We start from the raw sequence: 26,629 nt of genomic DNA, 5'->3' as shown, positions 1-26,629 counted from the left end.
AGCGGGACATGGACGTCCTGGACATCACGCGCATCGCGGAAGGGCTGCGGGAGCACACCGCCGGGCTCGCGGACGCCGCCTCCGGCCCGGACCCCGACACGATCGTCCCGACCTGCCCGGAATGGACGCTGCGGGACCTCGTCGGGCACGTCGGCCAGGCCCACCGCTGGGCGGCGGCCATGTTCCGGACCGGCGGCACCGACGTGGCCGTCGAACTCCCCCGCGACGCCCCGGCCGACCCGTCCGGCTGGGGCGCGTGGCTCCGCGAGGGCGCCGCCGAGGCGATCGCCGCGCAGGCCGCGAACCCCGGACCGGTCGCGCACCCGGTGATGGGCGACGCCCCGTCGGCGATGTGGCTGCGCCGGATGCTGCACGACACGTCCGTCCACCACGCCGACGCCGCGATCACCGCCGGGACGCCCTTCACGATCGCGCCCGACCTGGCGGCCGACGAGATCACCGAGACGCTCGGCCTGCTCACCGCCCCCGCCGCCGCGCGCCTCAAGCCCGAGCTCGCCGAACTGCGCGGGACGGGCGAGACGCTGTGCCTGCGGGCCGACGAGCCGTCCGTCCCCGGCTGGCTGATCACCCGGACCCCGGACGCCGCCGTCGTCGAGTACGAGACCCGCGACGCGGACATGACCATCGCGGGCCCCGTCCGCGACCTGATGCTCGTGTTCGCCCGCCGCGTGACCCCGGACGACGCCGCGGTGAAGGTGACCGGCGACCGCGCGCTGCTCGACCACTGGCTGGCCCACACCGCCGTCTGACCGTCGGCCGGAACGGAGCGCAGCGGAGTGAAGGCCCGCCGGCAGACGACCGCCCTTGCGGCGGGCGTGGGGATCCTCCCCACGATGGTGCGTCTGGCCGCCGGCCGCCGGATCCGGCCTCGGCGGAGTGGAGGCGCACCATCGCACGGCCGCCCTTCCCGGGGGCGTGGGGCGGCTCCCCGCGATGCCTCCCCCGTGGGGCGGTCGACGGCCTCGTTCGCGGGGAGGCTGTGGGCTCCCGCGACGCCCCGTCCGGCCGGGGGCTCGGGCGGGGTGTGCGCGAAGGCGCGCCCTGGTTCGTTCGGGTCCGTCAGAATGGCGCGATGGCGGACGGGTGGCGGCTGGTGTGGGACGCGGTACCGGGGCGGGACGGGCTGGAGGCGTTCGCGAGCGTCGAGGACGACCGGGCGGGGTCGCATCCGGGCGTCCGGCACATCAAGGCGCTCGGGACGATGTACCGGTTCGACATCCACCATCCCGGCGACGTCGACCGGTCGCCCGACCGGCAGCGGCAGGAGGTCAAGGGGATGCGCGCGGGCGGCCGGAAACTGGTCGCGGGGCGCGGCGAGACGTGGCGGTTCACCTGGTCGTGGTACCTGACGGGCGCGCTGCGGGCCACGACGAGCTTCACGCACGTCCACCAGATGTTCGCGGGCGGGAAGGGCGGCTCGCCGGTGCTGGTGACGTCGCTGCGGCGGCGCGGCGGACGCGACCTGCTGGAGCTGAACGCGATCCATGCGGGCGTCGTGGCCGGGGAGACCGAACTGCGGCCGCTGCGGAGCCGGTGGATCGACGTCGAGCTGGAGGCCCGGTTCGCCGAGGCCGGGAGCGTCCGGTGGCGGGTGTCGTCCGAGGACGGCGTGGCGATCGACGTCGCGCGGGACGGTCTCGACCTGTGGAACGACAAGGGCGATATCGCCCCCAAATGGGGCATCTACCGGTCGTTGAAGGACGCGAAGCGGCTGTCCGACGCGCACCTGCTGATCAAGGACCTGCGGGCGTACCGCCCGGCGTGATCGAGTCGAGGATCCGCCCGAGGCTGTAGCGGGTCAGGTCGTCCTCCTCGGCGGCCAGCGCGGCGAGGATCACCGGACGGCACTCCGCGGCGCACGCCTTCTTGCCCAGAATGTGAACCGCGGTACTCCGGCGGTCCCCGTCGCGGTCGCCGAGGGCGCGGTGCACGACCTCGTGGACCGGGCCGCCGGGCCGCAGCGCGCCCGGCGGCTCGCCGCGCCGCACGCTGCGCAGCGTCCCCCACATGGCGAGGTCGCGCGCGGCGCCGCGCAGATCGTCCAGCAGCCGGGCCCAGTCGGCGGCTGGCGGCGGCGCCTCCGCCTCGACGAGCGCGACCAGCGCCCCCGCCCGCACCTGCGGGTCCGGGTCGCCGCGCATCAGTTCACGCGCGTCCGCGGCCCAGTAGCGGGCGGGCACGGCCATCGCCCGGGCGGTGCCGAGGCCCAGCCGGTACAGCGTCTCGTACCGGATCACGGGGTCCGGGTCCGCCAGCAGGACGGGCACGGACCGCGGCCGCGCCGACCGCCCGGCGAACCGCAGCAGGTGGCGCGCGGCCGCCCGCCGCACCGGGACGGCGGGGTCGGTGAGGGCGGCGTGCAGCATCGGCTCGATCCAGGGGACGTCCCCGTGCGCGAGGCCGAGCGTGGCGACGGCGGCGGCGCGCACGTCCGGGTCGGGGTCGCGCAGCAGCGGGCGGGCGGCGGCGACGGCGTTCCGCCGGTCGTCCGGTGCGGAGGAGCCGGTCGGAAGCTCGTCGAGGGCCGCCGCGCGGGCACGCGGGCCGGGATCGGCGAGCAGCCCGGCCAGGACGTGGTCCGCGCCCAGCGCGGCGGCCGCCGCGGCCCGGACCTCCGGATCGGGGTCGGCGAGCAGCGGACGGAGCGCCGCCGCGGCCTCCGCGTGCTCCAGCGCCGCCGAGCGGAGTTCGGGGGCCTGCTCGGCGAGCAGCGGACGGAGGGCCGACTCGGCCTTCGCGAACTCCGCCGCGCCCGGGAGGGCCACCGAGCGGACCACCGAGCGGACCGCGATGCGCCGGACGCGCGCGTCCCGGGCGCGCAGGAGGGGCAGGGAGTAGCGGCCGACATCGCGGCGGACCCGCGGCAGGGCCCAGGCGGCGGCCGCCCGGACGTGCGGGGACGGCGCGTCCAGGGCCATCTCCGCCAGTGCCCTGCAATCGGCCGGCAGCGCCTGTTCCGCCACCCGGTTGCCCGTGCGGGCCGCGTAGACGTGCGTGGCCCAGAGGACCTCGTCCTGGTCGGAGTCGTCGCGTTCCCTGGGGAACGACCAGCCCAGGCGGTCGAAGTCCGAACCGGACCCGTACCGCCGCGCGGACGGGTCGTCCAGCCACTCCTCGTACCAGGCGAGGAAATCGGGGGCCGGGTGGTAGATCGGCGGGAACCACTCGTGACTCGCGTCCACGAGGACGACGCGGCCGCGCCCCGGGCCGGACAGGACGAGCCGCGACTCCGGCTCGGCGGTCTCGTGGTACTCCCACTCGATGTCGTGCTGCCGCGCGAGCGGGATGCTCCCGCGATACCGCGTCCAGTACCTCCACTCGGCCGTCTCCCGGCGCCACCTGCCCGGGAGGTCGCCCGGCCCGTAGGGGAACTCCCCCGAGAGCCGGGGGTCGCAGACGCCGACGTCGAGGGCCCGCAGTCCCTCGTAAGGGCCGGGGCCGCCGTTGCCGATCGTGGTGACGAACCGGCGGTAGGCGTCCGGCAGCCGGATCCCGTTGAGCTCCTCGAACGCCGCCACCCGTTCCTCCGGCAGCGGCGGGCCGAACGCGGGCGCGTCACCGTCCGCCCGCAGGGCCTGGAGTCTTTCCGTCACCCGCGCGAGACGTTCTTCGATCATCGCGAATCGGACGGACCGCGGCGCCCGGCGGTTCCGCGCGGCTCAGGCGGGCGAGTCGGCGGTGGCGAGGACGGCCTGGATCTCGAGGGCGATCGCGATCGTGTCGCCGAGCATGACCTTGTCGCCCTGCAGCGGCACGTTGAACTCGATGCCGAAGTCGCCGCGGCTGATGGACGTCGTGGCGGTGAAGCCCGCGCGGGTGCCGCCCCACGGGTCGGGGCTGATGCCGTGGAACTCGGTCAGCAGCCGCACCGGGCGGGTGACGTCCTTGATCGTCAGCTCGCCGTCGACCTGGTAGCGCGGGTTGCGGGCGCGGCGGCCGATCGCGGCCCGTTCGACGCGGTGGCCCTCGAAGGTCATGACCGGGTGGTTGCCGACGTCGAGGAAGTCGGCCGAGCGGACGTGCGCGTCCCGTTCCTCGCTGCGGGTGTCGATCGAGGCCATCCGGATCTCGGCGCGGGCGCGGGAGTCGAGCGGGTCCGCGCCGATCTCGACCTCGCCGGAGAAGTCGGTGAACGAGCCGCGCACCGTCGTCATCAGGTGCCGCACCGTGAACGTGATCTCCGAATGCACCGGGTCGACGGTCCAGCGCCCGGCTTCGAGGTCGGACACCTCGGCCCCCATGAATCCCCCCAAATAGCGACAACTCCGAAAAACTACCTCATACCTCCACAAGATCGCCTAGCGTGGAGGGGTCTGACCTGTCGTTCGAGGGGAATGCTCCGCTTGTGATCGGAGACCACGTGCTCGTCGGATACGTCCACGACACCGGCGGCCGGGAGGCGCTCGAGCTCGCGCGGGCCATCGTGGCGGTGACCGGCGGCCGGCTGAGCGTCGCGACCGTCCACGCACCCGACCGGCCGGGCGCCGCGAGCGAGGCGCACACCGTGCTGGAGCAGGCGTCCGCGCTCCTGGAGGAGGAGCCCGCGGAACTGCACGCCCAGGAGGGACGCAGCGTGGGGCGGGGGCTGACCGCGCTCGCCGGGCGGGTCGGCGCGGACGTCATCGTCGTGGGCTCGCCCGAGGGCGGGGCGCACGGGCGCATCGGCGTCGGCGCCGCCGCCGACCACCTGCTGCACTCGGCGACGGAGGCCGTGATGCTCGCCCCGTCCGGGTACACCGCGCGCGACGGCCTCGACCGGATCACGGTCATGTACGTGCGGCGCCCGCAGTGCGACGAGGCGGTGGTGCGCGCGGCCGTCGCCGCCGAACGGCTCGGCGTGCCGCTCCGGCTCGTCACGCTCTGTCTCGGCGAGGACCCCGAACGGCTCCGCGACGACCAGGCGCTGGCGATCAGGATGGCGCTCGAGTCGGCGGACGTCCCGGCCGAGGACGTCACCGCCGAGCTCGCCGAGGGCGCCGACGTCGCGGCCGCGATGGACGACGTCGTCTGGGCCGAAGGCGAGCTGCTCGTCTGCGCGTCCAGCGAGGACGCGGCCGCCCACCGCGTGTTCCTGGGCGAGGTGGCGCTCAAGGTCCTGCGGGCGGCGCCGTGCCCGGTGACCGTCCTCCCGAGGGGCTACTTCTGAGTAGTCGGAAATGACCGCTTCCCCGGATCGGCTTGCCGCCTGCTCTTTACCTCCGCTACATTCCGTCGAGATCAGAACGTGACCTTGATCGGGGGGAGCGGCATGGACCCCGTCGGCGAGAAGCTGCTCGAGGTGGCCCGGAAGGAACTGGGCTACACCGAGAAGGACGACGGCTACACCAAGTTCGGCGACTGGTGGACGGAGAACGTCGACGACGACCACAACCCGTACTTCACGACGGCGCCCTGGTGCGACATGTTCCTCGCCTGGGCCGCCGACAAGGCGGGCGTCACCGAGCAGGCCGGCCAGTTCGCCGCCACCCCGGACCACGCGAAGTGGTTCGAGGACCACGACGCCTGGGGCGACGACCCCGAGCCCGGCGCCATCGTCTTCTTCGACTGGAGCGGGTCGAAGGACCTCGACCAGATCGACCACGTCGGCATCGTCGAGAAGGTCGACGGCAAGACGATCCGCACGATCGAGGGCAACGCCGACGGGTACAAGCTGACCCGCAAGACCCGCGACATGGACCACGTCGTCGGCTTCGGCTATCCCGGCAAGGTCCAGGTGGCGCGGAAGTACACCCCCAAGCACGCGGCGCCCGCCCCCAAGGTCGACCAGCTCGCCAACCCGCGCGCCGCCACCGGCTCCCACGAGAAGGACCACGGCGCCCCCGCCGAACACCAGCATCCGGTCCAGGAGGTCGCGCTCGGCGGCGTCCTCGCCCTGGTCCTGTGCGGCACGGCCGCCCTGGCCGTCGGCCGCGCGGCCGCCGCCAAGACCCCGGCCGCACCGCCCATCCGCGTCCGCAAGCGCGGCAAGCACCACCGGCCCGCCGTCCCCGCCGCCCTCCCCGCCGACGTCACCCCCGCCGACCTGGACGCCGCCGAGGCCGGCACCACGGTCATGCCCGTGCTGTCGCTGGCCGCCGCCCACGAAGCCGAGGACCGGGAGTTCTGGGGCCGCATCGCCCACCTCGAAGAGGACAAGGAACTCGCGTTCTGGAACTCCCTGCACGCCGAGACCGTCGACTCGTCCGCCGACGAGTACGCAACCGGTCTGAAGTTCCGCTAGAGTTGTCCATGTCGCCAGGGGGCGAGCCCCCGGAGGACAAGCGGACGTGGCTCAGTTGGTAGAGCATCACCTTGCCAAGGTGAGGGTCGCGGGTTCGAATCCCGTCGTCCGCTCTGAATGAGGCCCAGGCGGCCTCGCTCTGGTGGAGTGGCCGAGAGGCGAGGCAACGGCCTGCAAAGCCGTGTACACGGGTTCAAATCCCGTCTCCACCTCGCGACGCGTTTGCGCAAGGGCGATTAGCTCAGTGGGAGAGCGCTACCTTGACACGGTAGAGGTCACTGGTTCAATCCCAGTATCGCCCACTTCGAGGCGGTGCGGGCTGCTTGATGCAAGCATCCGCGCAACGACCCGAGGTGTTCGTCCGGGGCCACGATCCCCGGCCTCCGATGGGAACTCCGCCCCCACGCCCCGCCCATCGGGCGATGCGGGCCACTCCCAACGCGCGGCCGACCGCAGTACGCCTTCCCGCACGCGGCCGCAAGCCCCCGCCGGGTTCACGGCCTTCCCCCCTCTCCGTGAACGACCCCGAACCCGAGCACGGTGCGACGACTGCCGGTCACCCGCGCCCCTGCGAGGACCCCGCCGACTCCCCCGCCTCCCCTTGATCGTTCGCCGCCGCGCCTGCGAACGGACGGGCGGATCGACCCGGATGCACCGGTTCCGGACACGACTATTAGGCTTGCCTAACTTTGACCTCGAAGGGGGCGGGTATGGCGGGCGGGCGGGACGTGCTGTGGGGCGCGGTTCGCGGGCAGCGCGGGGACGTGACGGTCGCAGCGGTACTGGCGTCGGGGCACCAGATCGGCGAGACGTTCGTGCCGGTGCTCATCGGGGTGGCGATCGACGCGGCGGTGGGGACCGGCGACGGTCGTGCGCTGCTCGTGTGGCTGGGCGTGCTGGCGGCCGTGTACGCGGGACTGTCGTGGTCGTTCCGGATCGGCGCGTACAAGGGCGAGCGGGCCGGGGCGCGGGCGGCGCACGAGCTGCGGACGGCGATCGTGGCGCGGGTGCTGGATCCGCGGGGCGGGGCCGAACGGGGACGGCTCCCCGGGGCGCTCGCGTCGATCGCGACGGAGGACGCCCGCCGGGTCGGTGCGGTCAACGTCGCGCTGATGGCCGGGATCGCGGCGGTCGTCGCGCTCGTGGCGAGCGCCGTGGTGCTGCTCGGGATCTCGGTGCCGCTGGGGCTGCTGGTGCTGCTCGGGGCGCCGCCGCTGCTGTGGGCCGGGCATCTGCTGAGCAAGCCGCTGGAGCGGCGCAGCCGCGCGGAGCAGGAGCGGGGCGCGCACGCGTCGGCGGTCGCGGCCGACCTGGTCGGCGGGCTGCGGGTGCTGAAGGGCATCGGCGCGGAGCGGGCGGCGGTGGAGCGGTACCGGACGACGAGCGCCCGGTCGCTGGAGGCGACGCTGCGGGCGGCGCGGGCCGAGGCGTGGCAGAACGGGACGGTGCTGGCGCTCACGGGGATCTTCATCGCGGTCGTCGCCCTCGTCGGCGGGCGGCTCGCCGCCGCGGGGGACATCGGCCTCGGGGAGCTGGTGAGCGCGGTCGGGCTGGCGTTGCTGCTGCTGGGGCCGCTGTCGACGCTGTCGTGGGTGAACACCGAGCTGGCGCAGGGACGGGCGTCGGCGGCGCGGATCGCGGAGGTGCTGGCGGCGCCGGAGGCGGTCCCGGCGGGGACCGCGGAGCCGCCGCGCGCGGTGGACGGACGGGTGCGGCTGCGCGACGTCGTGTGCGGTTCGCTGGCCGGGCTGACCCTGGAGGCGGAGCCCGGCGAGCTGCTGGGCGTCGTGGCCGACCCGGCCGACGCGTGGAACCTCCTGCGCTGCCTGGGGCGGGAGGCCGACCCGGACGCGGGCGCCGTCGAGCTCGACGGGGTCCCGCTCGCGACGCTGCCGCCGGGCGCGGTGCGCGCGTCGATCCTCGTCGCGCCGCACGACGCCGACCTGTTCGCGGGCGGGCTGGAGGACAACGTGGCGGCGGTCGCGAGGATCGACGTGGGCAAGGCGATGGCGGCCGCGGGGGCCGACGAGGTGCTGCGGGACGCCGTCCTCGGGGAGCGGGGGCGGACGCTGTCGGGCGGGCAGCGGCAGCGGGTGGCGCTGGCGCGCGCCCTCGCGGCGGACGCGGACGTCCTGGTGCTGCACGATCCGACGACGGCGGTGGACGCGGTCACCGAGGCGCGCATCGCCGAGGGGTTGCGGGCGATCCGGACGGGACGGACGACGATCGTGGTGACGGCGAGCCCGGCGCTGCTGGCGGTCGCCGACCGGGTGGTGCTGCTGGCGGAGGGCCGGGTGGCGGCGGCGGGCGCCCACGCCGAGCTGGCCCGGCGCGCGGACTACCGGACGGCGGTGCTGTCGTGACTCGGCTTCCCACGGCGAGCGGCGCCCGGACGCGGGCGGTGCTGGGCGAACTGGTCCGGCCGCACCGCGGCCTGGCGGCGGCCGGGTTCGGGGTGCTGACGGCGGCGACGGCCACCGGTCTGCTGACCGCACCGCTGGTGGGGCGGATCGTCGACACCGTCGCGCAGGGGCGGGACCCGGACGCCATCACGTGGATCGTCGCCGGGCTGATCGCCGTGGCGATCATCCAGGGCGTCACGACCGCGGCGGGGCTGTCGCTGATCTCCCGGCTCGGCGAGACGGTGCTGGCGCGGCTGCGGGAGCGGTTCGTCGAGCGGGCGCTGCACCTGCCGCTGGACGAACTGGAGCGTGCGGGCTCGGGCGACCTCGTCGCGCGGGTCACCGGGGACGTCTCGCTGGTCGCGGAGGCGGTGCGGCGGGCGCTGCCCGAGCTGGTGCGGTCGTCGCTGGCGATCGTCCTGACGCTGGGCGCGCTCGCGCTGCTGGACTGGCGGTTCCTGCTCGCGGCGCTGTGCGCGGCGCCGGTGCAGGCGTACACGGCGCGGTGGTACGTGCGGCGCGCCGTGCCGCTGTACGCGGAGCAGCGGGTGGCGAACGGGACGCAGCAGCAGCAGTTGCTGGATTCCATCGGCGGTGCGGCGACCGTGCGGGCGTTCCGGCTGGAGGACGAGCACACGGGGCTCGTCGCGCGGAAGTCGCGGGCACTGGTCGACCTGACGATGCGCACGATCCATCTGGTGCTGCGGTTCTACTGCCGGCTGCACGTGGCGGAGTACACCGGGCTCGCGGCGGTGCTGGTCGCGGGGTTCGTGCTGGTGAGCGGCGGCCACGCGTCGATCGGGACGGCGACGGCGGCGGCGCTGTACTTCCACAACCTGTTCGCGCCGATGAACACGGTCCTGGTCCTGATCGACGACGCGCAGGCGGCCGGGGCGGGGCTCGCGCGGCTCGTCGGGGTCGCCGACCGCCCGGCGCCGGGGGCGCCGGTGCGGGCCGCGGCCGGCGACGGCTCGGTGACGGTCGAGGCGGTCGCGCACGAGTACGTGCCGGGACGTCCGGTGCTGCACGGGATCGACCTGCGGGTGCGGCCCGGGGAGCGGGTCGCGCTGGTGGGCGCGAGCGGCGCCGGGAAGACGACGCTGGCCAAGCTGGTGGCGGGCGTGCACGAGCCGTCGGCCGGTACGGTCCGGGCGGACGGCGTCGCGCTGGTGACGCAGGAGGTGCACGTCTTCGCCGGGACGCTGGCCGAGGATCTGCGGCTCGCGGACCCGGACGCGCCGGCCGAGCGCCTGCGCGACGCGCTCGCGCGGGTCGGGGCCCTGGAGTGGGCGGAGGAGGAACTGCCGGACGGGTTCGGCACCGTCGTCGGGGAGGGCGGGCACCGGCTGTCGAGCGCGCGGGCGCAGCAGCTCGCGCTGGCCCGGCTGATCCTCGCGGACCCCCGCGTGGCCGTGCTGGACGAGGCGACGGCGGAGGCGGGCAGCGCGGGCGCGAAGGTCCTGGAGCGGGCGGCGGAGCGCGCTCTGGAGGGACGGACGGCGCTGGTGGTCGCGCACCGGCTGACGCAGGCCGCGTCCGCCGACCGGGTGGTGGTGATGGACGGCGGGCGCGTCGTGGAGAGCGGCACGCACGCGGAGCTGCTGGCGGCGGGCGGCGCCTACGCGGAACTGTGGTCGGCGTGGTCGGGGGCGCGGGACGCCTAGGAGAGCGACTTGAGGCGGTGCGCCGGCAGTTCCAGGACGGTGACGTCGCGCGCCCACGCGGGGACCTCGGCGCGGGCCTCGCGCTTGGTGAGCCCGCGGGCGCGCATGAGGGCGTCCCGCCAGGCGTTCGCGACCTTCCCGTGCGCGCGGTCCATCAGCGTGCGGGCGAGCGTCCCGGACGGGGGGCGGCGGACGGCGTCCACGTGCGTCCCGCGGCCGGTCAGCTCGTACACCGGCGCGAGGATCTCGGCGGGTTCGGCGGGGTCGGCGGCGGTGAACACGCGCACGCGTTCGGCGCGGGTGGCGAGCAGGACGCGGACGAGCGCGGGTTCGAGCCCGGGCGGCAGCGCGATCGCGGCACGGCGGACGGTCGCGGCGTAGGGCTTGTCCAGCCAGGTCGTCAGCCGGACGCGCGGGACGCCCGGCAGCACGTCCTTCGGCCAGGCCCCGACGAGGACGTCGGGGCCGAGGTCGGCGACCGACGCGGCGGTCAGCTCCGGCCCGGCCGCCGACTCCACCGACTGCGGGCCGTGCGTGTAGATGGCGGAGGCGAACCGCCCGGCGCGGGCGAGGGCGGCGGGCATGGTCTTCGTGGTGGGGCGCAGGACGTACAGGTCGGCGGCCGACCCGATCGCCTCGGCACCGAAGTAGCGGTTGAAGTCGGGGTAGATCGCCTCGGAGAGGAGGTTCAGCTCGCCGAGGGCGTGCTGCACCTTGAGGGCGAGGGCCGGGGTCAGGTCCCCGGCGCCGTAGGCGAGCAGGACGCGGCCCCGCGCGTGGTCGCCGAGGCCCTCGGCGGCGCGGGCGGCGAACAGCCCGACGCCGTCCGGCGTGTAGGGCGGGTCGGTGATCGCGAGGTCGTGGTCGCGGGCCGAGGGCGGCAGGCCGAGCCGCAGGTCGGCCCAGCGGGTGCGGACGTCCAGGCCGAGCCTCTCCGCCTCGGCGTCGATGTAGGCGAGGATGCGGTCGTCGATGTCGACGACGGTGGTCCGGACGTGCGGGTGGATCAGCCCGACGGCGAGCGACGTCAGGTCGTGGTCGCCGACGCACAGCAGTCGGGGGGCGGGTGCGCCCGGCGGCAGGAAGCGGGCGCCGAGGAACAGCGCCCGGCGGACGACGGTCTCGGGGGTGGCGGACACGTGGTCGAGCGCCCGCCGCGCGCGGGGCGCGCGGGCGATGAGGTCGGCGAGGCGCTCGACGTCCGCGGCGTGCCGGGGCAGGAGGTGCCCGACGGGGTCGGCCGGGGCGGAGTGCGGCGGGACGGGCGCGGCGGCCGCGCGGCGGTAGCGGTCGCCGGACCGCTCGACCGGGACGGTGCGCAGCAGCGCCTCGATCGAGCGGCGCGGCGCGGCCGTCGCGCGGACGAGCTCGGCGCGGGTCCGCCACCCCTCGGCGAGGAGGGCGAGGGCGGCGTGGACCCGCGTCGGGTCCATGCCGTCCACGACCGGCAGCGCCGCGTCCTCGCCGCCCGCGTCCTCGCCGAGCTCACGGGTCCCGGGTTCGTCCATCCGGGCAGTTTATTGCCCGCCGGTCAGTAGCCGGGTCCGCTGAGCAGGCCGCCGTCGACGAGGATCTCCGTGCCGGTGCAGTACGCCGACTCGTCGGACGCCAGGTAGACGGCGGCGCCCGCGACGTCGTCCGGCTCGCCCCAGCGCGGGATCGGCAGCGCCTTGAAGAACGCGTCGGGGTCGATGCCGACGCCGTCGGCGACGCCCGGGTCGAGGGCCAGCTCGGTGGCGATGCCGCCGGGATGGATCGAGTTGACCCGGATGCCGAACCGGCCGAGCTCCTGCGCGGCGGCCTTGGTGACGCCGCGGACGCCGAACTTGCTCGCCGCGTACGCCGACAGGCCCGCGGCGGCCGCGTACCCCTCGATGGACGACGTGTTGACGATGGAGCCGCCGCCGGACGCCTTCATCGGCTCGACGACCGCCTTCACGCCCAGCCAGGGGCCGATCAGGTTGACGTCGAGGACCTGCCGGAGCTGCTCCTCCGTCATGTCGGCCAGGAGCCGGTAGCGGAGGATCCCGGCGTTGTTGACCAGGACGTTCAGGCCGCCGAACCGGTTCACGGTCTCCCGCACCGCGTTCGTCCAGTCGTCCTGTTTCGTCACGTCCATGGGGACGAACACCGCGCCGGTGTCGGCGGCGAGCGCCGCGCCGCGGTCGTGCAGGAGGTCGCCGAACACGACCTTCGCGCCCTCGGCGACGAACCGGCGCACGTGCGCCGCGCCGATGCCGCGGGCACCGCCGGTGATCAGCGCGATCTTGCCGTCGAGTCTTGCCATGGATCCCTCATTCCGGAAAGGCGATGGTCACGCGGCCCTCGGCCACCGCCCGGTCGATGGAGGCCCGCAGCGCCGTGCAGTGCGGCACGCGGGCGGCGGGCTCGCCGGCGGCCACCCGCGGGGCGATCTCCCCGCAGGCGGCCGCGGCGTCGGTCGTCCACTGGACGCTGGTGTGCGGCGGGGTGATCTTCTCGACGAGCACCCGGGTGCCGCACGCGCCGCAGTCGACCGGCTGCGCGCTCACGTGCGCTGCGACGCCGGGATCATCGAGAACGAGACGCCGTTGGCGACGTTCTCGGCGACCTCCCGCCGCCACGTCTCCACGGCGCGGGACGTGTCGATCTCGAACTCGAACCGGTTCGTCATCTCGGGCGTGACGTCCTCGACGTCCACGTAGAACTGCTCGTACCAGCGGCGGAGCTGGTAGACGGGGCCGTCCTGGTCGCACAGGAGCGGGTTGTCGATCGGGGCCTTGTTCTTCCAGATCTCGACGTCCTGCAGGAAGCCGAGCCCGACGCCCTCGGCGACCTGGGCCGCCATCGCGTCGGCCTCCTCGTCGGACATGCCGGGGAACTTCTTGACGATCGCGCCCCACTGCAGCATGAAGCTGCTGGACGAGATCGGGTAGTGGCAGTTGATCAGGACGGTCTCGACCGTGACGCCCTCCGCCTCGTTCCACAGGTAGTCGATCATGTAGGACGGCCCGTAGTACGCCGCCTCGGACCGCTGGTTGATCTTCTGGTCGGCGGGGCCCGGGATCATCCCCAGGTGGGCGTCGTCGCGGGACGTCCCGTCGAAGTACTGGGTCGCGACGTGCCCCTCGAAGACGTTCTTGAAGTACGTCGGGAGGGCGTAGTGGACGTAGAAGAAGTGCGCCATGTCGACGACGTTGTCGACGATCTCTCGGCAGTGGGAGTTCTCGACGCGGAGCGTGTTCCACGTCCAGTTGCTCCACTCGTCGCTGAACGCGCCCTCGATGCGCGGGATCGTCACGTCCGGCGGCGGCGGGTTGCCCTGCGGGTCGTTCCAGACGAACAACTGCCCGTTCTCCTCCAGCGTCGGCCAGGAGGCGGTGCGGGCGACGCGGGGCACGCGCTTGGCGTACGGGATGCCGGCGCAGCGGCCGTCCCCGCCCCAGCGCCAGTCGTGGAACGGGCACGCGATCGCATCGCCCTTGACGGTGCCCTGGCTGAGGTTCCCGCCCATGTGGGGGCAGAAGCCGTTGAGGACGTGCAGGCCGCCGCTCTCGCCCTGGAACACGACGAGCGTGGTGCCGAACGCCTCGACGGCGTGCGGCTTCCCGTCCTTGAACGAGTCGGCCAGGCCGAGGCAGTGCCAGCCCCGGGCGAACCGCTCGGGCGGCGGCGCGGCCTCGATGACGCGGTGGTTCATGCCTTTCCTCCCTGTGTGACGGCGTTCTGCGCTGCGGCGATGTGCGTGGCGGCGACGTAGCCGAACGTCATGGCGGGGCCGATGGTGGCGCCCGGGCCGGGGTAGGTCTCGCCGGTCACGGCGGCGGAGCAGTTCCCGGTGGCGTACAGGCCGGCGATCGGGGTGCCGTCCTCGCGGAGGACGCGCGCGTCGGCGTCGGTGACGAGCCCGCCCTTCGTGCCGATGTCGCCCGGGACGACCCGGACCGCGTGGAACGGGCCCTTCTCCAGCGGAGCGAGGTTCGGGTTCGGCAGCGTCGGATCGCCGTAGTAGTTGTCGTAGGCGCTGTCGCCCCGCCGGAAGTCGGCGTCCTTCCCCGCACGGGCGAACCCGTTGAACCGCTCGATCGTCGCTTCGAGCTTCGCCGCGGGGACGCCGATCTCGGCGGCGAGCTCGGCGGGCGTCCGCCCGGTCCTGACGGCGCCGGTCTCGTGCCAGCGCTTCGGGAACTTCTGGCCCGGGAACAGCCCGACGACGATGTAGCGCGCCTTGGCCCGCGCGTCGATGATCATCCACGAGTTCATCGCGGGCTCGCCGTGCTCGTACATCCGGTCGACGAACTCGTGGTACGGCAGCGACTCCCGGGCGTACCGTTCCCCGTTCCCGTCCACGATCACCATCGCGGGGACGGCCCGGTCGGCCACGAGGAAGAACGGCGGCCCGTCCGGCGTCGGGACCGACGGCGCGCCCCACACCTTGTCCATCAGGTCGACGGCCGCGCCCGCGCGGAGGCCGGCGAGCAGTGTGTCGCCCGTCTGCCCCTCGGCGGCGTGCGTCCAGTCGGTGGTGGTGGGCGACGGGAGGTACTTCTCGCGCAGGTCCTGCGCGTGCGAGAACCCGCCGGCGGCCAGGATCACCCCGTGCCGCGCCCGCACGGTCGTCTCGCGGCCGCCCCGGTGGACGCGTACGCCGGTGACGCGGCCGTCCTCGATCACCAGGTCGCGGAACGGGCTGTCCAGCCACAGCTCGCCGCCCGCCTCGGCCAGCGCCAGCCGCAGCCGCGCGACGAGCGCCTCGCCGAGGGACAGCAGCCTGCGGCCGGTGAGCAGGGCGCCGACCGCGCGCAGCCCCACGCGGACGGCGGTGCGCTTGCCCTTCCAGGTGCGGGTGACCATGTTGAGCTTGCCGAAGTCGGCGGAGGTCATCGTGAGGCCGTAGGTGGGGAGCCCGGCGCGGCGCATCCGCGCGAACTCGGGGCCGAGCCTGCGGCCGTCCACGATGCACGGTTCCACCGACCGTCCCTCCGGCTTCCCGCCCGGCCGCTCCGGGTAGTAGTCGGAGTAGCCGGGGGTGTAGACGAACCGCACCCACCGCGTCCGGTCGTGCAGGTACCTCAGCATCTCCGGCCCGCGCGCCAGATAGGCGTCCTTGCGTTCGGCGGGGACCCGCTCCCCCACCGTCGCGTCCAGGTAGGCGCGCGCGTTCTCGGGGGTGTCGCGCTGCCCCGCCTCCTCCAGGTACAGGTTGTTCGGCACCCAGATGGCACCGCCCGACAGCGACGTGGAGCCGCCGAACCGGCCGGTCTTCTCGATGACGACCGCGGACAGCCCGCGCAGCCGTGCGGTGAGGGCCGCGGTGAGCCCGCCCGCGCCGGAACCGACCACCACGACGTCGTACTCGTGCTCGTGCTCTCTGTCCATGTCCGCTGAGTCCATGTCGGCTGAGTCCATGTCCGCTGAGTCCATGTGCGTCTCCGGCTAGGCGTCGGCCACGGCGTGGTCGCTGGTGAAGTAGTCGCCGCGGTAGTAGAGCAGGGGGCCGCCGCCGTCGCGCGCGTCCAGTTCCCGGACGGAGCCGACCACGATCAGATGGTCGCCCGCCTCGTGGACGTCGGCAATGGTGCAGTCGACGGTGGCGAGGGCCCCGTCGAGGTGGGCGGTGCCGTGCGGCGAACGGGTCCAGGAGAGGCCCGCGAACTTGTCGCCGCCGCTCACCGCGAACGCGCGGCACACGTCCCGCTGGCCGGCGGCGAGGACGTTCACCGCGAAACGTCCGGTCCCGGCCATCTTCGGCCAGCTCGTCGACGTCCGCGCGACGCAGAACAGGACGAGCGGCGGGTCCAGGGACAGCGACGCGAACGACTGGCACGCGAAGCCCGCCGGGCGCCCGGCGGCGTCGATCGAGGTGACGACGGTGATCCCGGACGCGAACCGGCCGAGCGCGTCCCGGAACGCGGCCTCGCCGGGGGCGGGTGCGGGCGCCGTCACAGCATCACGTCCGTGACCTCGAGGCCGAGCGCGCCCTGACCGTACAGCGACAGTGCGCGCTCGGGGTCGTTGACGGCGTGGACGCGGCCCGCGTGGGCGTCGCGCCACGCGCGTCCCACCGGGTTGCCCTCGCCGAGCGCGCGCCCGCCGGCGTTCTCGAACAGCAGGTCGACGGCCTTGATCGCGCGGGCGGTGCCGAGGACCTGGTCGCGGCGGGTGCGGAGCCTCAGCTTGAGGCCGAACTCCCGCCCGGCCTCGGCGTCGGCCATCAGGTCGCGGATGTTGCGTTCCATCAGCGTCCACGACGCGTCGATCTCGCCGGCGGCGGTGGCGATGCGGACGTGCGCGTGCGGGTCCTCGGCGACCTTCTGGCCGCCGTAGGAGATCCGGATCCGGTCGCGGGTCGCCTTCAGGTAGGCGTCCAGGGCCCCCTGGGCGATCCCGGCGATCGGCATGCTGATCGTGGTGCTGAACACGGCCGCGAACGGCAGCTTGTACAGCGCCGCGGTGTTGAGCTCGTGGCCGGGGCAGGCGAGGGCGGACGTGTCGGCGAAGCCGAGCGTGCGGTGCTCGGGGACGAACGCGCCCTCGACGACGATGTCGTTGCTGCCGGTGCCGCGCAGGCCGATCGTGTTCCAGACGTCCTCGATGCGGTAGTCGGCGCGGGGCAGCAGGAACGTGCGCATGTCGGGCGGGCCGCCGTCCTCGTCGAAGACCAGCCCGCCGAGGAACACCCAGTCGGCGTGGTCGCAACCGGACGAGAAGCTCCACCGGCCGTCCAGCCGGAACCCGCCGTCCACCCGGGTGACCTGGCCGGTCGGGGCGTAGGACGAGGAGATGCGGGTGTTCCGGTCGGCGCCCCACACGTCTTCCTGCGCCTGAGCGGGGAACAGGCCGAGCTGCCACGGGTGGACGCCGACGACCGAGGCGACCCAGCCGGTCGACCCGCAGGCCGCCGCGATCTCGCGTACGGCCCGGTAGAACAGCGCCGGGTGGGCCTCGTGTCCGCCGAACGCCTTCGGCTGAAGCAGCCGGAAGAACCCGGCGTCCGCCAGCTCCTTGACGGTCGCGTCGGGGATCCGCCGCGCCGCCTCGGCCTCCGCCGCCCGCTCGGCGATGCCGGGCACGAGGCCCCGGACGGCCTCGAGAACCTGTTCGCTCATGCTCGCTCCTTGCTCCCGCGCCAGGTGATGCGGATCACTCGGCGGCTTGCGAGCACGCTAGGCGAGGTGTTCCAATTAGAAATACGACCTTCCCGGTCACCGGGAAGGTCGCTCGGGACGGGGAGAAAGGAAGCACCCCATGCCGACACCCGCAGCGGCGACCGCGCCGCCCCTGGAGTCGTCGATGCTGGCCCGGGCGGCCCGCATCCTGTACGCGTTCACCACGACCACGCCGGAGCTGTCGATGAGCGACGTCGTCCGGCGAACCGGGCTGCCCCGCTCCTCGGTGCACCGCATCATGGACCAGCTCGTCCAGCTCCGGGCGCTGGAACGGACCGGCTCGCGCTACCGGCTCGGCCTCGGCCTGCTCGAGCTGGGCGCGCTCGCGGTCCACCAGAACCGGCTGCGCGAGACGGCCCTGCCGCACCTGCGCGCCCTGCACACGGCCACGGGCGCGATGGTGCACCTGGCCGTCCTGGACGGCCACGAGATCGTCTACCTGGAGAAGATCGGCGGGTCGGCGGGCGGGCGCGCGCCCTCCCGGCTCGGCGGCCGCCAGCCCGCGTACTGCACCGGCGCGGGCAAGGCGATCCTGGCGTTCGCGGACGCCGACCGGCTCGCCGAGGCGCTCGCCGCCGGGCTGCCCGCCCGCACCCCCTTCACGATCACCGACGAACGGGTGCTGCGCCGCGAGCTGGCGCGCATCCGCGAGCACGGCGTCGCGTTCGACCGGGAGGAGGGCTACCGGGGGATCGCGTGCATCGCCGCGCCGCTGCGGGACGCCGGCGGCGCCCCGGTCGCGGCGATCTCGATCTCCGGGCCGCCCGCGAAGATGGACCCGCAGCGGCTCGTGCCGCCGCTGCTGACGACGTCGCGGGCGGTGTGGCGGGCGCTGTTCGCACCCGGGCGGCGGCGGGCGGACGCGCCCCCCGCGGCCGAATCCGGTTTCCCGGTCATCGGGAAGGGGTGACGCCGGACACGTGTGACGCTCCTTACGTTGAGGCCGTTTTCCCTGGCCACGACATTCGGGAGCCCTCCCCATGCGAAGAACCCCCGTCATCGCCGCCGTGGCGCTCGCCGCGCCGCTGTTCACCGTCCCGAGCGCGCTCGCCGCGCCGTCCGCCCCGCCCGCGGTCGTCCAGCGGCACGGCGGGCACGGGCCCGCGTCCCGCCTCGCCGGCGTCGAGGGCACCGTCAACTTCCGCGACCTCGGCGGGTACGAGACGTACTTCCACGCCCGCGTCCGGTCCGGCGCGATCTTCCGGGCGGACGCGCTGAACCACGTCACCGACGCCGGCCGGGCACGGCTCGCGGAACTCGGCGTCGAGCACGTCGTCGACTTCCGCACGCCCCTCGAGGTCTCCACGGACGGGCCGGACCTGCTGCCGGACGGCCTGCGCGCCACCGCCCGCCCGGTCGGCGACGGCGGCATGTTCGCCACCGTGAACGCGGTGATCGGGTCGAAGGACCCGGCGCGGCAGGAGGCCGTGCTCGGCGACGGGCGCGGCGCGGCCATCATGCGGAACCTGTACCGGACGTTCGTCACCGACCCCGAGTCGGCGGCGGCGTTCGGCCGCACGCTGCGGGAGGCGGCCGACCGGTCGCGGACGCCGATGGTGTTCCACTGCACCAGCGGCAAGGACCGCACGGGCTGGACGAGCTACCTGCTGCTGCGCGCCGTCGGCGTCCCGCACCGGACGGCGATGCACGACTACCTGCTGTCCAACGAGTACCGGGCCGAGGCGGACGCGGCCGTGCGCGCGCGCCTGGAGGCCGCCGGGTACATGAAGAACGCCGAACTCCTGAAGCCGATCCAGGACGTGCGTCCCGAGTACCTGGAGGCGGCGCTGGAGGTGGTCCGGCGCGAGTACGGCTCGGTGGAGCGCTACCTGCGCGAGGGGCTCGGCATCGACGGGCGCACCCGCGCCCGGCTGCGCCACAACCTGCTGATCCGCCGCTGACCCGCCGCCGAGCGGCGCACGCTCACAGGCCGCCGGGCTCCGCGCCCGGCGGCCTTCGCGTGCCCGCCCCTCGCCACCGGCGCCGACCGGGCGGCCGCCGCCGCACCGCGAGCGGTACGGACGTGCCGGAGGCCGCCGGTTCCGGACGGCCCGGCGGCCTTTCGCGGGGGAGAGGGTCGGTTCGACGTCAGTTGGTGGTGAGGCCGCCGTCGACGGCGAACTCGGTCCCGGTGATGTAGGAGGACGCGTCGGAGGCCAGGAAGAGGACGAGGCCCCCGACGTCCTCGGGGACGCCGGCGCGGCCCAGCGGGACGCGCGGGGTCTTCCCGGCGCCGCGCTCGACGCCGAACTCCGCGATCATCGGGGTGTCGACGATGCCGGGATGGACGGAGTTGACGCGGATTCCGTCGGCGGCGAGGTCGAGCGCCGCCGAGCGGGTGAGGCCGCGCAGGCCGAACTTGCTCGACCCGTAGGCCGCGTGGCCGCGGATGCCGCGCAGGCCGGCGGTGGACGAGACGTTCACGATCGACCCGCCGCCCGCCTCGCGCATCGCGGGGACGACGGCCTGCACGCCGAGGAACGGGCCGACGAGGTTGACCTGGAGCATCTGCTCGAACCGCGCGCGGGTCTCCTCCTCGACGGGCGCGGTCCGCCACAGGCCCGCGTTGTTGACGAGGACGTCCACGCGCCCGAACCGTTCGCGGGCCGTCCCGACGGCGCGGGCCCAGTCGTCGGCCGAGGTCACGTCGTGCCGGACGAACGCCGCCGCGGGCCCGATGGACGCGGCGACGCCCGTCCCGTCCTGGACGTCGGTGAGGACGACCTTCGCCCCGGCGCCGGCGAACATCCGGGCCTCGGCGGCGCCCTGCCCGCGGGCCGCGCCGGTGATGATCGCGACCTTGCCGTCCAGGCCGCTCATGCCTTGTTCCGGAAGTGCGGGATGACGGTCTCGCCCCACTGGCGGATGGTCTCCATGGCCGCCTCCTGCGGCACGGTCCCCATCTGGACGAGGCACATGATCTCGTCGACGCCGATGTCGGCGAGCCGCTCCACGTACTCGATGGCGTCGCGGGCGGTGCCGTAGGCGTGCTCGGCGTTGAACGCGCCGGTGTCCTGCGGGCGGGCCGGGATGTTCGCCTCGTTGAGCTTGGCGACGAGCGCCTCCTTGTCGCGGGCGAGGGCGGCGATGTTGTCGTCGTCCTCGGTGTCCTCGGCGGGCGCCGGGCCGTGGCCGTACCAGTGCGCGATGGCCTCGGCGAAGAACCGCTGCCCGCGCGCGCCGATGCGCAGGGCGCGGTCGGGGTCGTCCAGGACGATCGTGGGGCAGAGCGCGACGAACTTGTCGTTGGTGTCGGGGCCGACGAGCCGGTCGCCGCCGCGGGTGCGGATCGTCGCGTGGTAGAGGTCGTACATCTCCTTGACCTCCTCGGGCCCGGCGAAGCCCATGACGAGCGCGCCGACGCCGAGCTCGGCGGCGAGCTTGACGGTGTCGCGCTTGCTGCACGCCATGTAGAGCGGCGGGTGCGGCGTCTGGACCGGGCGCGGCATGATCTTGGCGGGGCCGACGTCGAGCAGGTCGGTGTGCCAGTCGGCCTCGTCCTTGCGCCAGGCGTTCGCGAGGAACCGCAGCGACTCCTCCATCTGGGGGTAGGTGTCGGCCGGGTTCACCCCGTACATCCCCATCTCCATGCGGGTGGAGCCGCGTCCGCCGCCGACGTCGAGGCGCCCGCCCGACAGCGCGTCCAGCATCCCGACCCGCTCGGCGACCCGCACGGGGTGGTTGTACTGGAACGGCATGCAGACGACGCCGTGCCCGATGCGGATACGGGACGTCTTCGCCGCGACCCACGACAGGAAGATCTCGGACGCCGTCATGTGCGCGTACCGCTCGAGCCCGTGGTGCTCGACGGCCCAGACGCGGTCGAAGCCCATCTCCTCGCCGTAGACGGCCTGCTCGACGCAGTCGAGGAGCACCTGGCGCTCGCGTTCGGGGGTGGGGTTGGCGAGCTGGGCCTCGAAGATCATCGAGAACTCCATGAGGGGACCTCCTGTATTTCGATTAGGAATACTTCTAACAGATATATCGGAGTGGTGCTACATCACGGTCCGGTAGGCGGGAGCGCTACGCTGGCCGGGTGACCGACCTCCCGAACCTGCCGCCGACAAGCTGGGCCGTCCTCGGGCTGCTCTCGTTCGGGGAGGAGCTGTCGGGCTACGACCTGAAGAAGTGGGCCGACTGGAGCCTCAAGTTCTTCTACTGGAGCCCCTCGTTCAGCCAGATCTACGGCGAGCTGAAGCGGCTCGAGAAGGTCGGGTACGCGACGTCCCGCGTCGAGCTGACCGAGAGCACCCGCGGCAAGCGCGTCTACGCGATCACCGAGGACGGGCTGGACGCCGTCACCCGCTGGGCCCGCGAGTCGCCCGTCGAACCGCCCGTCCTCAAGCACGGCGTGATGCTGCGCGCCTGGCTCGGCCACCTCCTGACGCCCGAGCGGCTCCGCGAGGTGCTGGAGGAGCACGGCGCCTACGCCGCCAAGATGAGCCGGCGGGCGGAGGCGGACGCCGAGGGCGCCGCCGAGGTCGCCGAGTGGGCCTACCCCGAGCTGGTGCTGCGCTGGTCGGCGCGCTACTACGAGGCCGAGCGGGAGCTGACCCGGCAGATGCTCGCCGACCTCGACGAACTGGCCGCCCGCGAGGACTGACGGCGGCCCCGGTCACGCCGCCAGGGCGCCGAACCCGCCCCGGAAGAACAGCAGCGGGCCGGCCGTCCGCACGGACGCGAGGTGCCGCACCCGCCCGATGACGATCGCGTGGTCGCCTCCGGGCAGCTCGCGCTCGACGTCGGCCTCGATCCAGGCGAGGGCGCCGTCCAGCAGCGGCGAGCCGCCCGGGCCCGGCTCCCAGGACACCCCGGCGAACTTGTCCCGGCCGGCCATCGCCCGGCACAGCTCGCCCTGGTCGGCGGCCAGCACGTTCACCGCGAACCGCCCGGCGGCACGGATCCGGGGCCACGTCGTCGAGGCGTCCGACGGGCAGAAGCAGACGAGCGGCGGGTCCAGCGACAGCGACGCGAACGACTGGCACGCCATCCCGACCGGCTCGCCGCCGTCCACCGCCGTGACCACGACGACGCCGGTGCAGAACGTGCCGAGCACCCGCCGCATCCGCTCCCCGTCGATCTCCCCCGCCGTCGCCGTACGCACCGTCATGACGCCTCCAGGTCTCGAATCGGCATATTTCTATTAGGAACATTCCGATTAGAAGCATCGGTGTGGTTCCATGTCAAGGCGACCCGGCCCGAAGGAGTGGATCCATGACCGCAGAGACGATCCCCGCACTGGTCGAGCACGCGGCGCGCGTCCACGGCGACCGCGAGGCCGTCGTCTCCGGCGAGACGCGCTGGTCGTTCGCCCGGCTGCGGGACGAGGTGCAGGGCGCGGCGCGCGCGGCGATCGCGGCCGGCGTGCGGCCCGGCGACCGGGCGGCGATCTGGGCGCCGAACGGCGTCGAGTGGATCGTCGCGGCGCTGGGCGCGGTGAGCGCGGGCGCCGTCCTGGTGCCGCTGAACACGCGGTACCGGGGCGCCGAGGCCGCCGACGTCCTGCGGCGGAGCCGGGCGAGCACGCTGTTCACCGTCCGGGGGTTCCTGGGCAACGACTACCCGGCGATGCTCGCGGGCGAGGACCTGCCCGAACTGCGGCGCGTCGTGCTGCTGGAGGGAGACCCCGCGGGCGGCGAACTCGGATGGGCCGGGTTCCTCGCGGGCGCCGCGGCGGTGGACGCGGACGCGGCACGCGAACGCGCGGCGGGCGTCCGGCCCGGCGACGTCGCCGACATCGTCTTCACCTCCGGCACCACCGGACGCCCCAAGGGCGCGATGTCGACGCACGACGCGACGCTCTGGGCGTTCCGGGCGTGGAGCGAGGTCGCGACGCTCCGCGCCGGCGACCGGTACCTGCTGATCAATCCGTTCTTCCACACGTTCGGGTACAAGGCCGGGATCCTCGCGTGCCTGCTGAACGGCACGACGATGCTGCCCGAGAGGGTGTTCGACGCCGCGGCCGTCGCCGCGCGGCTGGCCGCCGATCGCGTCAGCGTGCTGCTGGGCCCGCCGACGATCTTCACCTCGCTGCTCGAGCTGCCGGACCGTCCCGCGCACGAGGTGCGGCTGGCCGGCACCGGGGCCGCCGACATCCCGGTCGACCTGATCCGCCGGATCCGCGGCGAGCTGGGCGTCCCGCACGTCTTCACCGCGTACGGGCTGAGCGAGGCCGCCGGGGTGGTGTCGGTGTGCCCAGTGGACGCCGACGCCGAGACGGTCGCGCGCACCTGCGGCCCCGCGCTGCCCGGCGCCGAGCTCCGGATCGCCGGGCCGGACGGCCGGGCGCTGCCGCCCGGCGAGCAGGGCGAGATCCAGGTGCGCGGACGCCACGTCATGCTCGGCTACCTCGACGACCCCGAGGCCACCGCCAAGGCGATCGACGCGGACGGCTGGCTCGACACCGGCGACCTCGGGCGGCTGGACGCCCGCGGCTACCTCACCGTCACCGGGCGCCTCAAGGACATGTTCGTCGTCGGCGGGTTCAACGCCTACCCGGCCGAGATCGAGAGCGTGCTCGTGACGCACCCCGCGGTCGTCGAGGCCGCGGTGCTGGGCGTCCCGGACGCGCGGCTCGGCGAGGTCGGCGCGGCCTGGCTCGTCACCCGCGCGGAGGTCGACCCGGAGGAGCTGACGGCGTGGCTGCGGGAGCGGCTGGCGAACTTCAAGGTGCCCCGGCACGTCCATGTCGTCGACGAACTCCCGCGCAACGCCGGGGGGAAGGTCGTCAAGGAAGCGCTGCGGAGGCGCGCGTGATCACCCGGACGGGCGGCGGGCGGCGAGCTCGTCGAGATCGGCCAGCATCCGGTCGGCCAGGTCGCGTTCGGCCTCGTGGTAGCGGACGGCCCAGCGCGCCACCAGTTCGGCGTGCGCCCAGCCCGTCCCGGTGGCGGCGACCCGGCGGGAGTACTCCGCCTCCTCCACGAGCCGCTGCGCCCGGTCGCGCTGCTCGGTCACGACCTGCCGCAGCCGCTCCGGCCCGGCGAGGTGGCCGAGCCACACCCGCAGGGCGGGCCCGTGCTTGAGGACGGGCGGGCCGATCGGCGCGTCGGCCGCCCACGCGGCGAGCGCGTCCCGTCCGTCCGGGGTGATCGCGTAGACCCGGCGGGGACGGCCGTCGCCCGCGACGTCGGTCCGGGAGGTCGCGTAGCCGGCCTTCTCCAGCCGCTTGAGCTCGGCGTAGATCTGGCTCATGGCGGGAGACCAGTAGAAGAACCGCAGGATGTGCTCGGCCCACTTGCGGATCTCGTACCCGGTCAGCTCCTCGCCGAAGGAGAGCATGCCGAGGACCGCCCACGCCGTGGCGGGGAGCGTCGCGGGCTCGGCGCGCGACCGGGGCGGGGGGTTCACCATGCGCCTCAGCGTAGTCAACAAGAGATGATCAAGGAGACGTCGATGTCGGAACAACTGCAGGACAAGGTGGTCATCGTGACGGGCGGCGCCCGCGGCCTCGGCGCGGCGGCGGCGCGCCGGATGGCAGGGGACGGCGCGAAGATCGTCGTCACGGACCTGCTCGAGGAGCCGGGCGAGCAGACCGCGGCCGAGGTCGGCGGCCTGTTCGTCCGGCACGACGTGACCGACCGGGACGGCTGGGCGGCCGTCACCGCGGCGGCGCTGGAGGAGTACGGGCGCGTCGACGGGCTGGTCAACAACGCCGGCGTCTCGTCCAACGCGCTGCTGGAGAACGAGACCCTGGAGTACTTCGAGAAGGTCGTGCGGATCAACCTGACGGGGGTGTTCCTCGGGTTGAAGGCCGTGATCGAACCGATGAAGGCCGTGGGCGGCGGGTCGATCGTGAACATCTCGTCCGCCGCCGGGCTGACGGCGCTGCCGCTGACCAGCGCGTACGGCGCGTCCAAGTGGGGCGTGCGCGGGCTGACCAAGATCGCCGCGACGGAGCTGGGGACGCACCGGATCCGGGTGAACTCGGTGCACCCCGGCATGACGTACACGCCGATGACGGCCGAGCACGCGACCGAGGGCGAGGGCGGCTTCCCGCTGGCCGCGCTCGGCCGCGTGGGGCTGCCGGAGGAGATCGGCGAGGCGGTGGCGTTCCTGATCTCCGACGCGGCCCGCTACGTGACCGGCGCCGAGCTGGCCGTGGACGGCGGCTGGACGGCGGGGGAGGTCGTCATGATGGCGCAGGCGGCGGCCGGCTGAGGAGCGCCCCGACATGCCTCTCGACCCGCTGGCGGCGAAGATCGCGGACATCATGACCGCGGCGTTCCCCCGCATCGGGACCGAGGTGACGGACGCGGCGGAGGCGCGGCGGATCCTGGCCGCCGCGCCCCCGCCCGATGTCGCCCCGATCCCGGTGGCCGCCGTCGAGGACCGCGTCCTCGGCACGCCCCGGCACCTGCCCGTGCGGATCTACCGGCCGGACTCCCCCGCGCCCGCCCCGGTCGTCGTGTTCTTCCACGGCGGCGGGTTCGTCCTGTGCGGCCTGGACTCCCACGACCGGCCGTGCCGCGCGCTCGCCGCCGACACCGGGATGATCGTCGTGTCGGTGGACTACCGGCTGGCGCCCGAGCATCCGTTCCCGGCGGCGGTCGAGGACGCCCGCGCGGCGGTCGCGTGGGCGCACGCGAACGCCGCCGCGCTCGGCGGCGACCCGGACCGGATCGTGGTCGCCGGGGACAGCGCGGGCGGCAACCTCGCCGCGGTGGCGTGCCTGGCCGCCCGCGACTCCGGCGGCCCGCCGATCCGCTTCCAGTTGCTCGTCTACCCCGTGACCGACGCCGCACGGGACAGCCCGTCCTACCGCGAGTTCGCCGCCGGGCCGTTCCTCACCGCCGACCACATGCGCTGGTACCTGGAGCAGTACCTGCCGGACCGGGCGCGCGGCGGCGACCCGCACGCGTCGCCGCTGCGCGCGCCCGACCTCGCGGGGCTGCCTCCGGCCTGCGTCATCACGGCCGAGTGCGACCCGCTGCGCGACGAGGGCGAGGCGTACGCGACGCGTCTGGCCGACGCCGGCGTCCCCGTGCGGGCGCGCCGGTTCGACGGGATGTTCCACGGCTTCTACGGGCTCGACCACGTCCTTCCCGGGGCCCGGGAGGCCCGCAGGCTTTCGGCCGGGGTGCTGCGGGACGCGCTCAGCTGAGCAGCCGGCGCGCGGCCACGGCCTCCGCTCCCCCGGCGGCCGCCGCGGCGGCGACGCCCGCGGCGCGGCGC

25 protein-coding genes and 3 tRNA genes are annotated in these 26,629 nt (G+C 74.4%); 15 read left to right on the top strand and 13 right to left on the bottom strand.

From position 1 onward, the window contains the following. Positions 1-8 precede the first annotated feature (8 nt). On the top strand, positions 9-770 hold the full coding sequence (locus ACFQ11_RS20885) for a maleylpyruvate isomerase family mycothiol-dependent enzyme (RefSeq protein ID WP_378301081.1): 762 nt from the start codon (positions 9-11) through the stop codon (positions 768-770). A gap of 323 nt (positions 771-1,093) precedes the next feature. Then, on the top strand, positions 1,094-1,786 hold the full coding sequence (locus ACFQ11_RS20880) for a hypothetical protein (RefSeq protein WP_378301079.1): 693 nt from the start codon (positions 1,094-1,096) through the stop codon (positions 1,784-1,786). On the opposite strand, the gene ACFQ11_RS20875 is transcribed toward ACFQ11_RS20880, so the two are convergent. Both ACFQ11_RS20875 and ACFQ11_RS20870 read right to left on the bottom strand, forming a co-directional pair. Next, on the bottom strand, positions 1,755-3,638 hold the full coding sequence (locus ACFQ11_RS20875; RefSeq protein ID WP_378301077.1) for a HEAT repeat domain-containing protein: 1,884 nt from the start codon (positions 3,636-3,638) through the stop codon (positions 1,755-1,757). The genes ACFQ11_RS20880 and ACFQ11_RS20875 overlap by 32 nt on opposite strands. A gap of 42 nt (positions 3,639-3,680) precedes the next feature. Further along, positions 3,681-4,262: a YceI family protein gene (locus ACFQ11_RS20870; RefSeq protein ID WP_378301074.1), complete on the bottom strand. Its 582-nt coding sequence runs from the start codon at positions 4,260-4,262 to the stop codon at positions 3,681-3,683. Positions 4,263-4,324: 62 nt separating this feature from the next. Here ACFQ11_RS20870 and ACFQ11_RS20865 point away from each other — a divergent pair, with 62 nt between their 5' ends. From ACFQ11_RS20865 to ACFQ11_RS20835, 7 genes are all read left to right on the top strand, one after another. Continuing rightward, on the top strand, positions 4,325-5,167 hold the full coding sequence (locus ACFQ11_RS20865; protein WP_378301072.1) for a universal stress protein: 843 nt from the start codon (positions 4,325-4,327) through the stop codon (positions 5,165-5,167). A 102-nt stretch (positions 5,168-5,269) separates the two neighbouring features. Beyond that, positions 5,270-6,241: a CHAP domain-containing protein gene (locus tag ACFQ11_RS20860; protein WP_378301070.1), complete on the top strand. Its 972-nt coding sequence runs from the start codon at positions 5,270-5,272 to the stop codon at positions 6,239-6,241. Positions 6,242-6,281: 40 nt separating this feature from the next. Further along, a tRNA-Gly gene (locus ACFQ11_RS20855) sits at positions 6,282-6,354 on the top strand. A 28-nt stretch (positions 6,355-6,382) separates the two neighbouring features. Beyond that, a tRNA-Cys gene (locus ACFQ11_RS20850) sits at positions 6,383-6,453 on the top strand. A gap of 18 nt (positions 6,454-6,471) precedes the next feature. Next, positions 6,472-6,543, top strand: a tRNA-Val gene (locus ACFQ11_RS20845). 408 nt (positions 6,544-6,951) lie between these two features. After that, the gene (locus tag ACFQ11_RS20840; RefSeq protein ID WP_378301065.1) at positions 6,952-8,604 is read left to right on the top strand and encodes an ABC transporter transmembrane domain-containing protein; all 1,653 of its coding nucleotides are present in this window, start codon (positions 6,952-6,954) and stop codon (positions 8,602-8,604) included. Next, entirely contained in the window at positions 8,601-10,307 is a 1,707-nt protein-coding gene (locus ACFQ11_RS20835) for an ABC transporter ATP-binding protein (RefSeq protein WP_378301063.1), read from the top strand. Before ACFQ11_RS20840 ends, ACFQ11_RS20835 begins: the two co-directional genes overlap by 4 nt. Here the strand turns inward: ACFQ11_RS20835 and ACFQ11_RS20830 are convergent. Genes ACFQ11_RS20830 through hsaA form a run of 7 tightly spaced genes read right to left on the bottom strand, consistent with a single transcriptional unit; the run spans position 10,304 to position 17,395 of the window. After that, positions 10,304-11,815 carry a bis-aminopropyl spermidine synthase family protein gene (locus ACFQ11_RS20830; RefSeq protein ID WP_378301061.1) on the bottom strand — a complete coding sequence of 504 codons (1,512 nt, stop codon included), beginning with the start codon at positions 11,813-11,815 and terminating at the stop codon, positions 10,304-10,306. The genes ACFQ11_RS20835 and ACFQ11_RS20830 overlap by 4 nt on opposite strands. 23 nt (positions 11,816-11,838) lie before the next feature. After that, a complete protein-coding gene (locus ACFQ11_RS20825; protein ID WP_378301059.1) occupies positions 11,839-12,594 on the bottom strand; it encodes an SDR family NAD(P)-dependent oxidoreductase in 756 nt (251 codons plus the stop codon). A gap of 7 nt (positions 12,595-12,601) precedes the next feature. Further along, entirely contained in the window at positions 12,602-12,838 is a 237-nt protein-coding gene (locus ACFQ11_RS20820) for a hypothetical protein (RefSeq protein ID WP_378301057.1), read from the bottom strand. After that, the gene (locus tag ACFQ11_RS20815) at positions 12,835-13,986 is read right to left on the bottom strand and encodes a Rieske 2Fe-2S domain-containing protein (RefSeq protein WP_378301055.1); all 1,152 of its coding nucleotides are present in this window, start codon (positions 13,984-13,986) and stop codon (positions 12,835-12,837) included. The genes ACFQ11_RS20820 and ACFQ11_RS20815 overlap by 4 nt, the downstream gene beginning before the upstream one ends. Then, positions 13,983-15,665, bottom strand: coding sequence for an FAD-dependent oxidoreductase (locus ACFQ11_RS20810; RefSeq protein ID WP_378301053.1), 1,683 nt, complete (start codon positions 15,663-15,665; stop codon positions 13,983-13,985). Before ACFQ11_RS20810 ends, ACFQ11_RS20815 begins: the two co-directional genes overlap by 4 nt. A gap of 57 nt (positions 15,666-15,722) precedes the next feature. Continuing rightward, positions 15,723-16,232, bottom strand: coding sequence for a flavin reductase family protein (locus ACFQ11_RS20805; RefSeq protein WP_378301051.1), 510 nt, complete (start codon positions 16,230-16,232; stop codon positions 15,723-15,725). Further along, on the bottom strand, positions 16,229-17,395 hold the full coding sequence (gene hsaA, locus ACFQ11_RS20800; RefSeq protein WP_378301048.1) for a 3-hydroxy-9,10-secoandrosta-1,3,5(10)-triene-9,17-dione monooxygenase oxygenase subunit: 1,167 nt from the start codon (positions 17,393-17,395) through the stop codon (positions 16,229-16,231). The genes ACFQ11_RS20805 and hsaA overlap by 4 nt, the downstream gene beginning before the upstream one ends. 139 nt (positions 17,396-17,534) lie before the next feature. Here hsaA and ACFQ11_RS20795 point away from each other — a divergent pair, with 139 nt between their 5' ends. Continuing rightward, the gene (locus tag ACFQ11_RS20795; protein ID WP_378301046.1) at positions 17,535-18,365 is read left to right on the top strand and encodes an IclR family transcriptional regulator; all 831 of its coding nucleotides are present in this window, start codon (positions 17,535-17,537) and stop codon (positions 18,363-18,365) included. 70 nt (positions 18,366-18,435) lie between these two features. Next, positions 18,436-19,356 (top strand): tyrosine-protein phosphatase, encoded by a 921-nt coding sequence (locus ACFQ11_RS20790; RefSeq protein WP_378301044.1) that lies wholly within the window; start codon positions 18,436-18,438, stop codon positions 19,354-19,356. A gap of 187 nt (positions 19,357-19,543) precedes the next feature. Here the strand turns inward: ACFQ11_RS20790 and ACFQ11_RS20785 are convergent, their stop codons facing one another. Together ACFQ11_RS20785 and ACFQ11_RS20780 are read right to left on the bottom strand one after the other, a co-directional pair. Beyond that, entirely contained in the window at positions 19,544-20,275 is a 732-nt protein-coding gene (locus tag ACFQ11_RS20785; protein WP_378301042.1) for a glucose 1-dehydrogenase, read from the bottom strand. Beyond that, complete coding sequence (locus ACFQ11_RS20780; RefSeq protein WP_378301040.1) at positions 20,272-21,393, bottom strand: LLM class flavin-dependent oxidoreductase; 1,122 nt, start codon at positions 21,391-21,393, stop codon at positions 20,272-20,274. The genes ACFQ11_RS20785 and ACFQ11_RS20780 overlap by 4 nt, the downstream gene beginning before the upstream one ends. 98 nt (positions 21,394-21,491) lie before the next feature. Between ACFQ11_RS20780 and ACFQ11_RS20775 the strand changes: the two genes are divergently transcribed. Continuing rightward, entirely contained in the window at positions 21,492-22,058 is a 567-nt protein-coding gene (locus ACFQ11_RS20775; RefSeq protein WP_378301038.1) for a PadR family transcriptional regulator, read from the top strand. 12 nt (positions 22,059-22,070) lie between these two features. Here the strand turns inward: ACFQ11_RS20775 and ACFQ11_RS20770 are convergent, their stop codons facing one another. After that, positions 22,071-22,565, bottom strand: a complete 495-nt coding sequence (locus ACFQ11_RS20770; protein ID WP_378301036.1) for a flavin reductase family protein — start codon at positions 22,563-22,565, stop codon at positions 22,071-22,073. Positions 22,566-22,669: 104 nt separating this feature from the next. Between ACFQ11_RS20770 and ACFQ11_RS20765 the strand changes: the two genes are divergently transcribed. Continuing rightward, the gene (locus ACFQ11_RS20765; RefSeq protein ID WP_378301034.1) at positions 22,670-24,211 is read left to right on the top strand and encodes a FadD3 family acyl-CoA ligase; all 1,542 of its coding nucleotides are present in this window, start codon (positions 22,670-22,672) and stop codon (positions 24,209-24,211) included. Here ACFQ11_RS20765 and ACFQ11_RS20760 read toward each other — a convergent pair whose 3' ends face one another. Beyond that, on the bottom strand, positions 24,212-24,808 hold the full coding sequence (locus ACFQ11_RS20760; protein WP_378301032.1) for a helix-turn-helix transcriptional regulator: 597 nt from the start codon (positions 24,806-24,808) through the stop codon (positions 24,212-24,214). It lies immediately after the preceding gene. A gap of 42 nt (positions 24,809-24,850) precedes the next feature. On the opposite strand from ACFQ11_RS20760, the gene ACFQ11_RS20755 reads away from it, so the two are divergent. Together ACFQ11_RS20755 and ACFQ11_RS20750 are read left to right on the top strand one after the other, a co-directional pair. After that, positions 24,851-25,615: a glucose 1-dehydrogenase gene (locus ACFQ11_RS20755; protein WP_378301030.1), complete on the top strand. Its 765-nt coding sequence runs from the start codon at positions 24,851-24,853 to the stop codon at positions 25,613-25,615. A gap of 13 nt (positions 25,616-25,628) precedes the next feature. Then, the gene (locus tag ACFQ11_RS20750; protein WP_378301029.1) at positions 25,629-26,558 is read left to right on the top strand and encodes an alpha/beta hydrolase; all 930 of its coding nucleotides are present in this window, start codon (positions 25,629-25,631) and stop codon (positions 26,556-26,558) included. Positions 26,559-26,629: the final 71 nt, after the last annotated feature.

The sequence above is a fragment of the Actinomadura sediminis genome (assembly GCF_042675525.1).
Lineage (GTDB): Bacteria > Actinomycetota > Actinomycetes > Streptosporangiales > Streptosporangiaceae > Spirillospora > Spirillospora sediminis.
Note: the sequence above shows the minus strand (reverse complement) of the source record. Positions and strands in the feature narration are given on the sequence as shown.

Coding starts and splice junctions, on each gene's coding strand:
- ACFQ11_RS20885 (WP_378301081.1), top strand. CDS start 9: ATGGACGTCCTGGACATCACGCGCATCGCGGAAGGGCTGCGGGAGCAC.
- ACFQ11_RS20880 (WP_378301079.1), top strand. CDS start 1,094: ATGGCGGACGGGTGGCGGCTGGTGTGGGACGCGGTACCGGGGCGGGAC.
- ACFQ11_RS20875 (WP_378301077.1), bottom strand. CDS start 3,638: ATGATCGAAGAACGTCTCGCGCGGGTGACGGAAAGACTCCAGGCCCTG.
- ACFQ11_RS20870 (WP_378301074.1), bottom strand. CDS start 4,262: ATGGGGGCCGAGGTGTCCGACCTCGAAGCCGGGCGCTGGACCGTCGAC.
- ACFQ11_RS20860 (WP_378301070.1), top strand. CDS start 5,270: ATGGACCCCGTCGGCGAGAAGCTGCTCGAGGTGGCCCGGAAGGAACTG.
- ACFQ11_RS20840 (WP_378301065.1), top strand. CDS start 6,952: ATGGCGGGCGGGCGGGACGTGCTGTGGGGCGCGGTTCGCGGGCAGCGC.
- ACFQ11_RS20830 (WP_378301061.1), bottom strand. CDS start 11,815: ATGGACGAACCCGGGACCCGTGAGCTCGGCGAGGACGCGGGCGGCGAG.
- ACFQ11_RS20825 (WP_378301059.1), bottom strand. CDS start 12,594: ATGGCAAGACTCGACGGCAAGATCGCGCTGATCACCGGCGGTGCCCGC.
- ACFQ11_RS20815 (WP_378301055.1), bottom strand. CDS start 13,986: ATGAACCACCGCGTCATCGAGGCCGCGCCGCCGCCCGAGCGGTTCGCC.
- ACFQ11_RS20810 (WP_378301053.1), bottom strand. CDS start 15,665: ATGGACAGAGAGCACGAGCACGAGTACGACGTCGTGGTGGTCGGTTCC.
- hsaA (WP_378301048.1), bottom strand. CDS start 17,395: ATGAGCGAACAGGTTCTCGAGGCCGTCCGGGGCCTCGTGCCCGGCATC.
- ACFQ11_RS20795 (WP_378301046.1), top strand. CDS start 17,535: ATGCCGACACCCGCAGCGGCGACCGCGCCGCCCCTGGAGTCGTCGATG.
- ACFQ11_RS20790 (WP_378301044.1), top strand. CDS start 18,436: ATGCGAAGAACCCCCGTCATCGCCGCCGTGGCGCTCGCCGCGCCGCTG.
- ACFQ11_RS20785 (WP_378301042.1), bottom strand. CDS start 20,275: ATGAGCGGCCTGGACGGCAAGGTCGCGATCATCACCGGCGCGGCCCGC.
- ACFQ11_RS20780 (WP_378301040.1), bottom strand. CDS start 21,393: ATGGAGTTCTCGATGATCTTCGAGGCCCAGCTCGCCAACCCCACCCCC.
- ACFQ11_RS20770 (WP_378301036.1), bottom strand. CDS start 22,565: ATGACGGTGCGTACGGCGACGGCGGGGGAGATCGACGGGGAGCGGATG.
- ACFQ11_RS20765 (WP_378301034.1), top strand. CDS start 22,670: ATGACCGCAGAGACGATCCCCGCACTGGTCGAGCACGCGGCGCGCGTC.
- ACFQ11_RS20760 (WP_378301032.1), bottom strand. CDS start 24,808: ATGGTGAACCCCCCGCCCCGGTCGCGCGCCGAGCCCGCGACGCTCCCC.
- ACFQ11_RS20755 (WP_378301030.1), top strand. CDS start 24,851: ATGTCGGAACAACTGCAGGACAAGGTGGTCATCGTGACGGGCGGCGCC.
- ACFQ11_RS20750 (WP_378301029.1), top strand. CDS start 25,629: ATGCCTCTCGACCCGCTGGCGGCGAAGATCGCGGACATCATGACCGCG.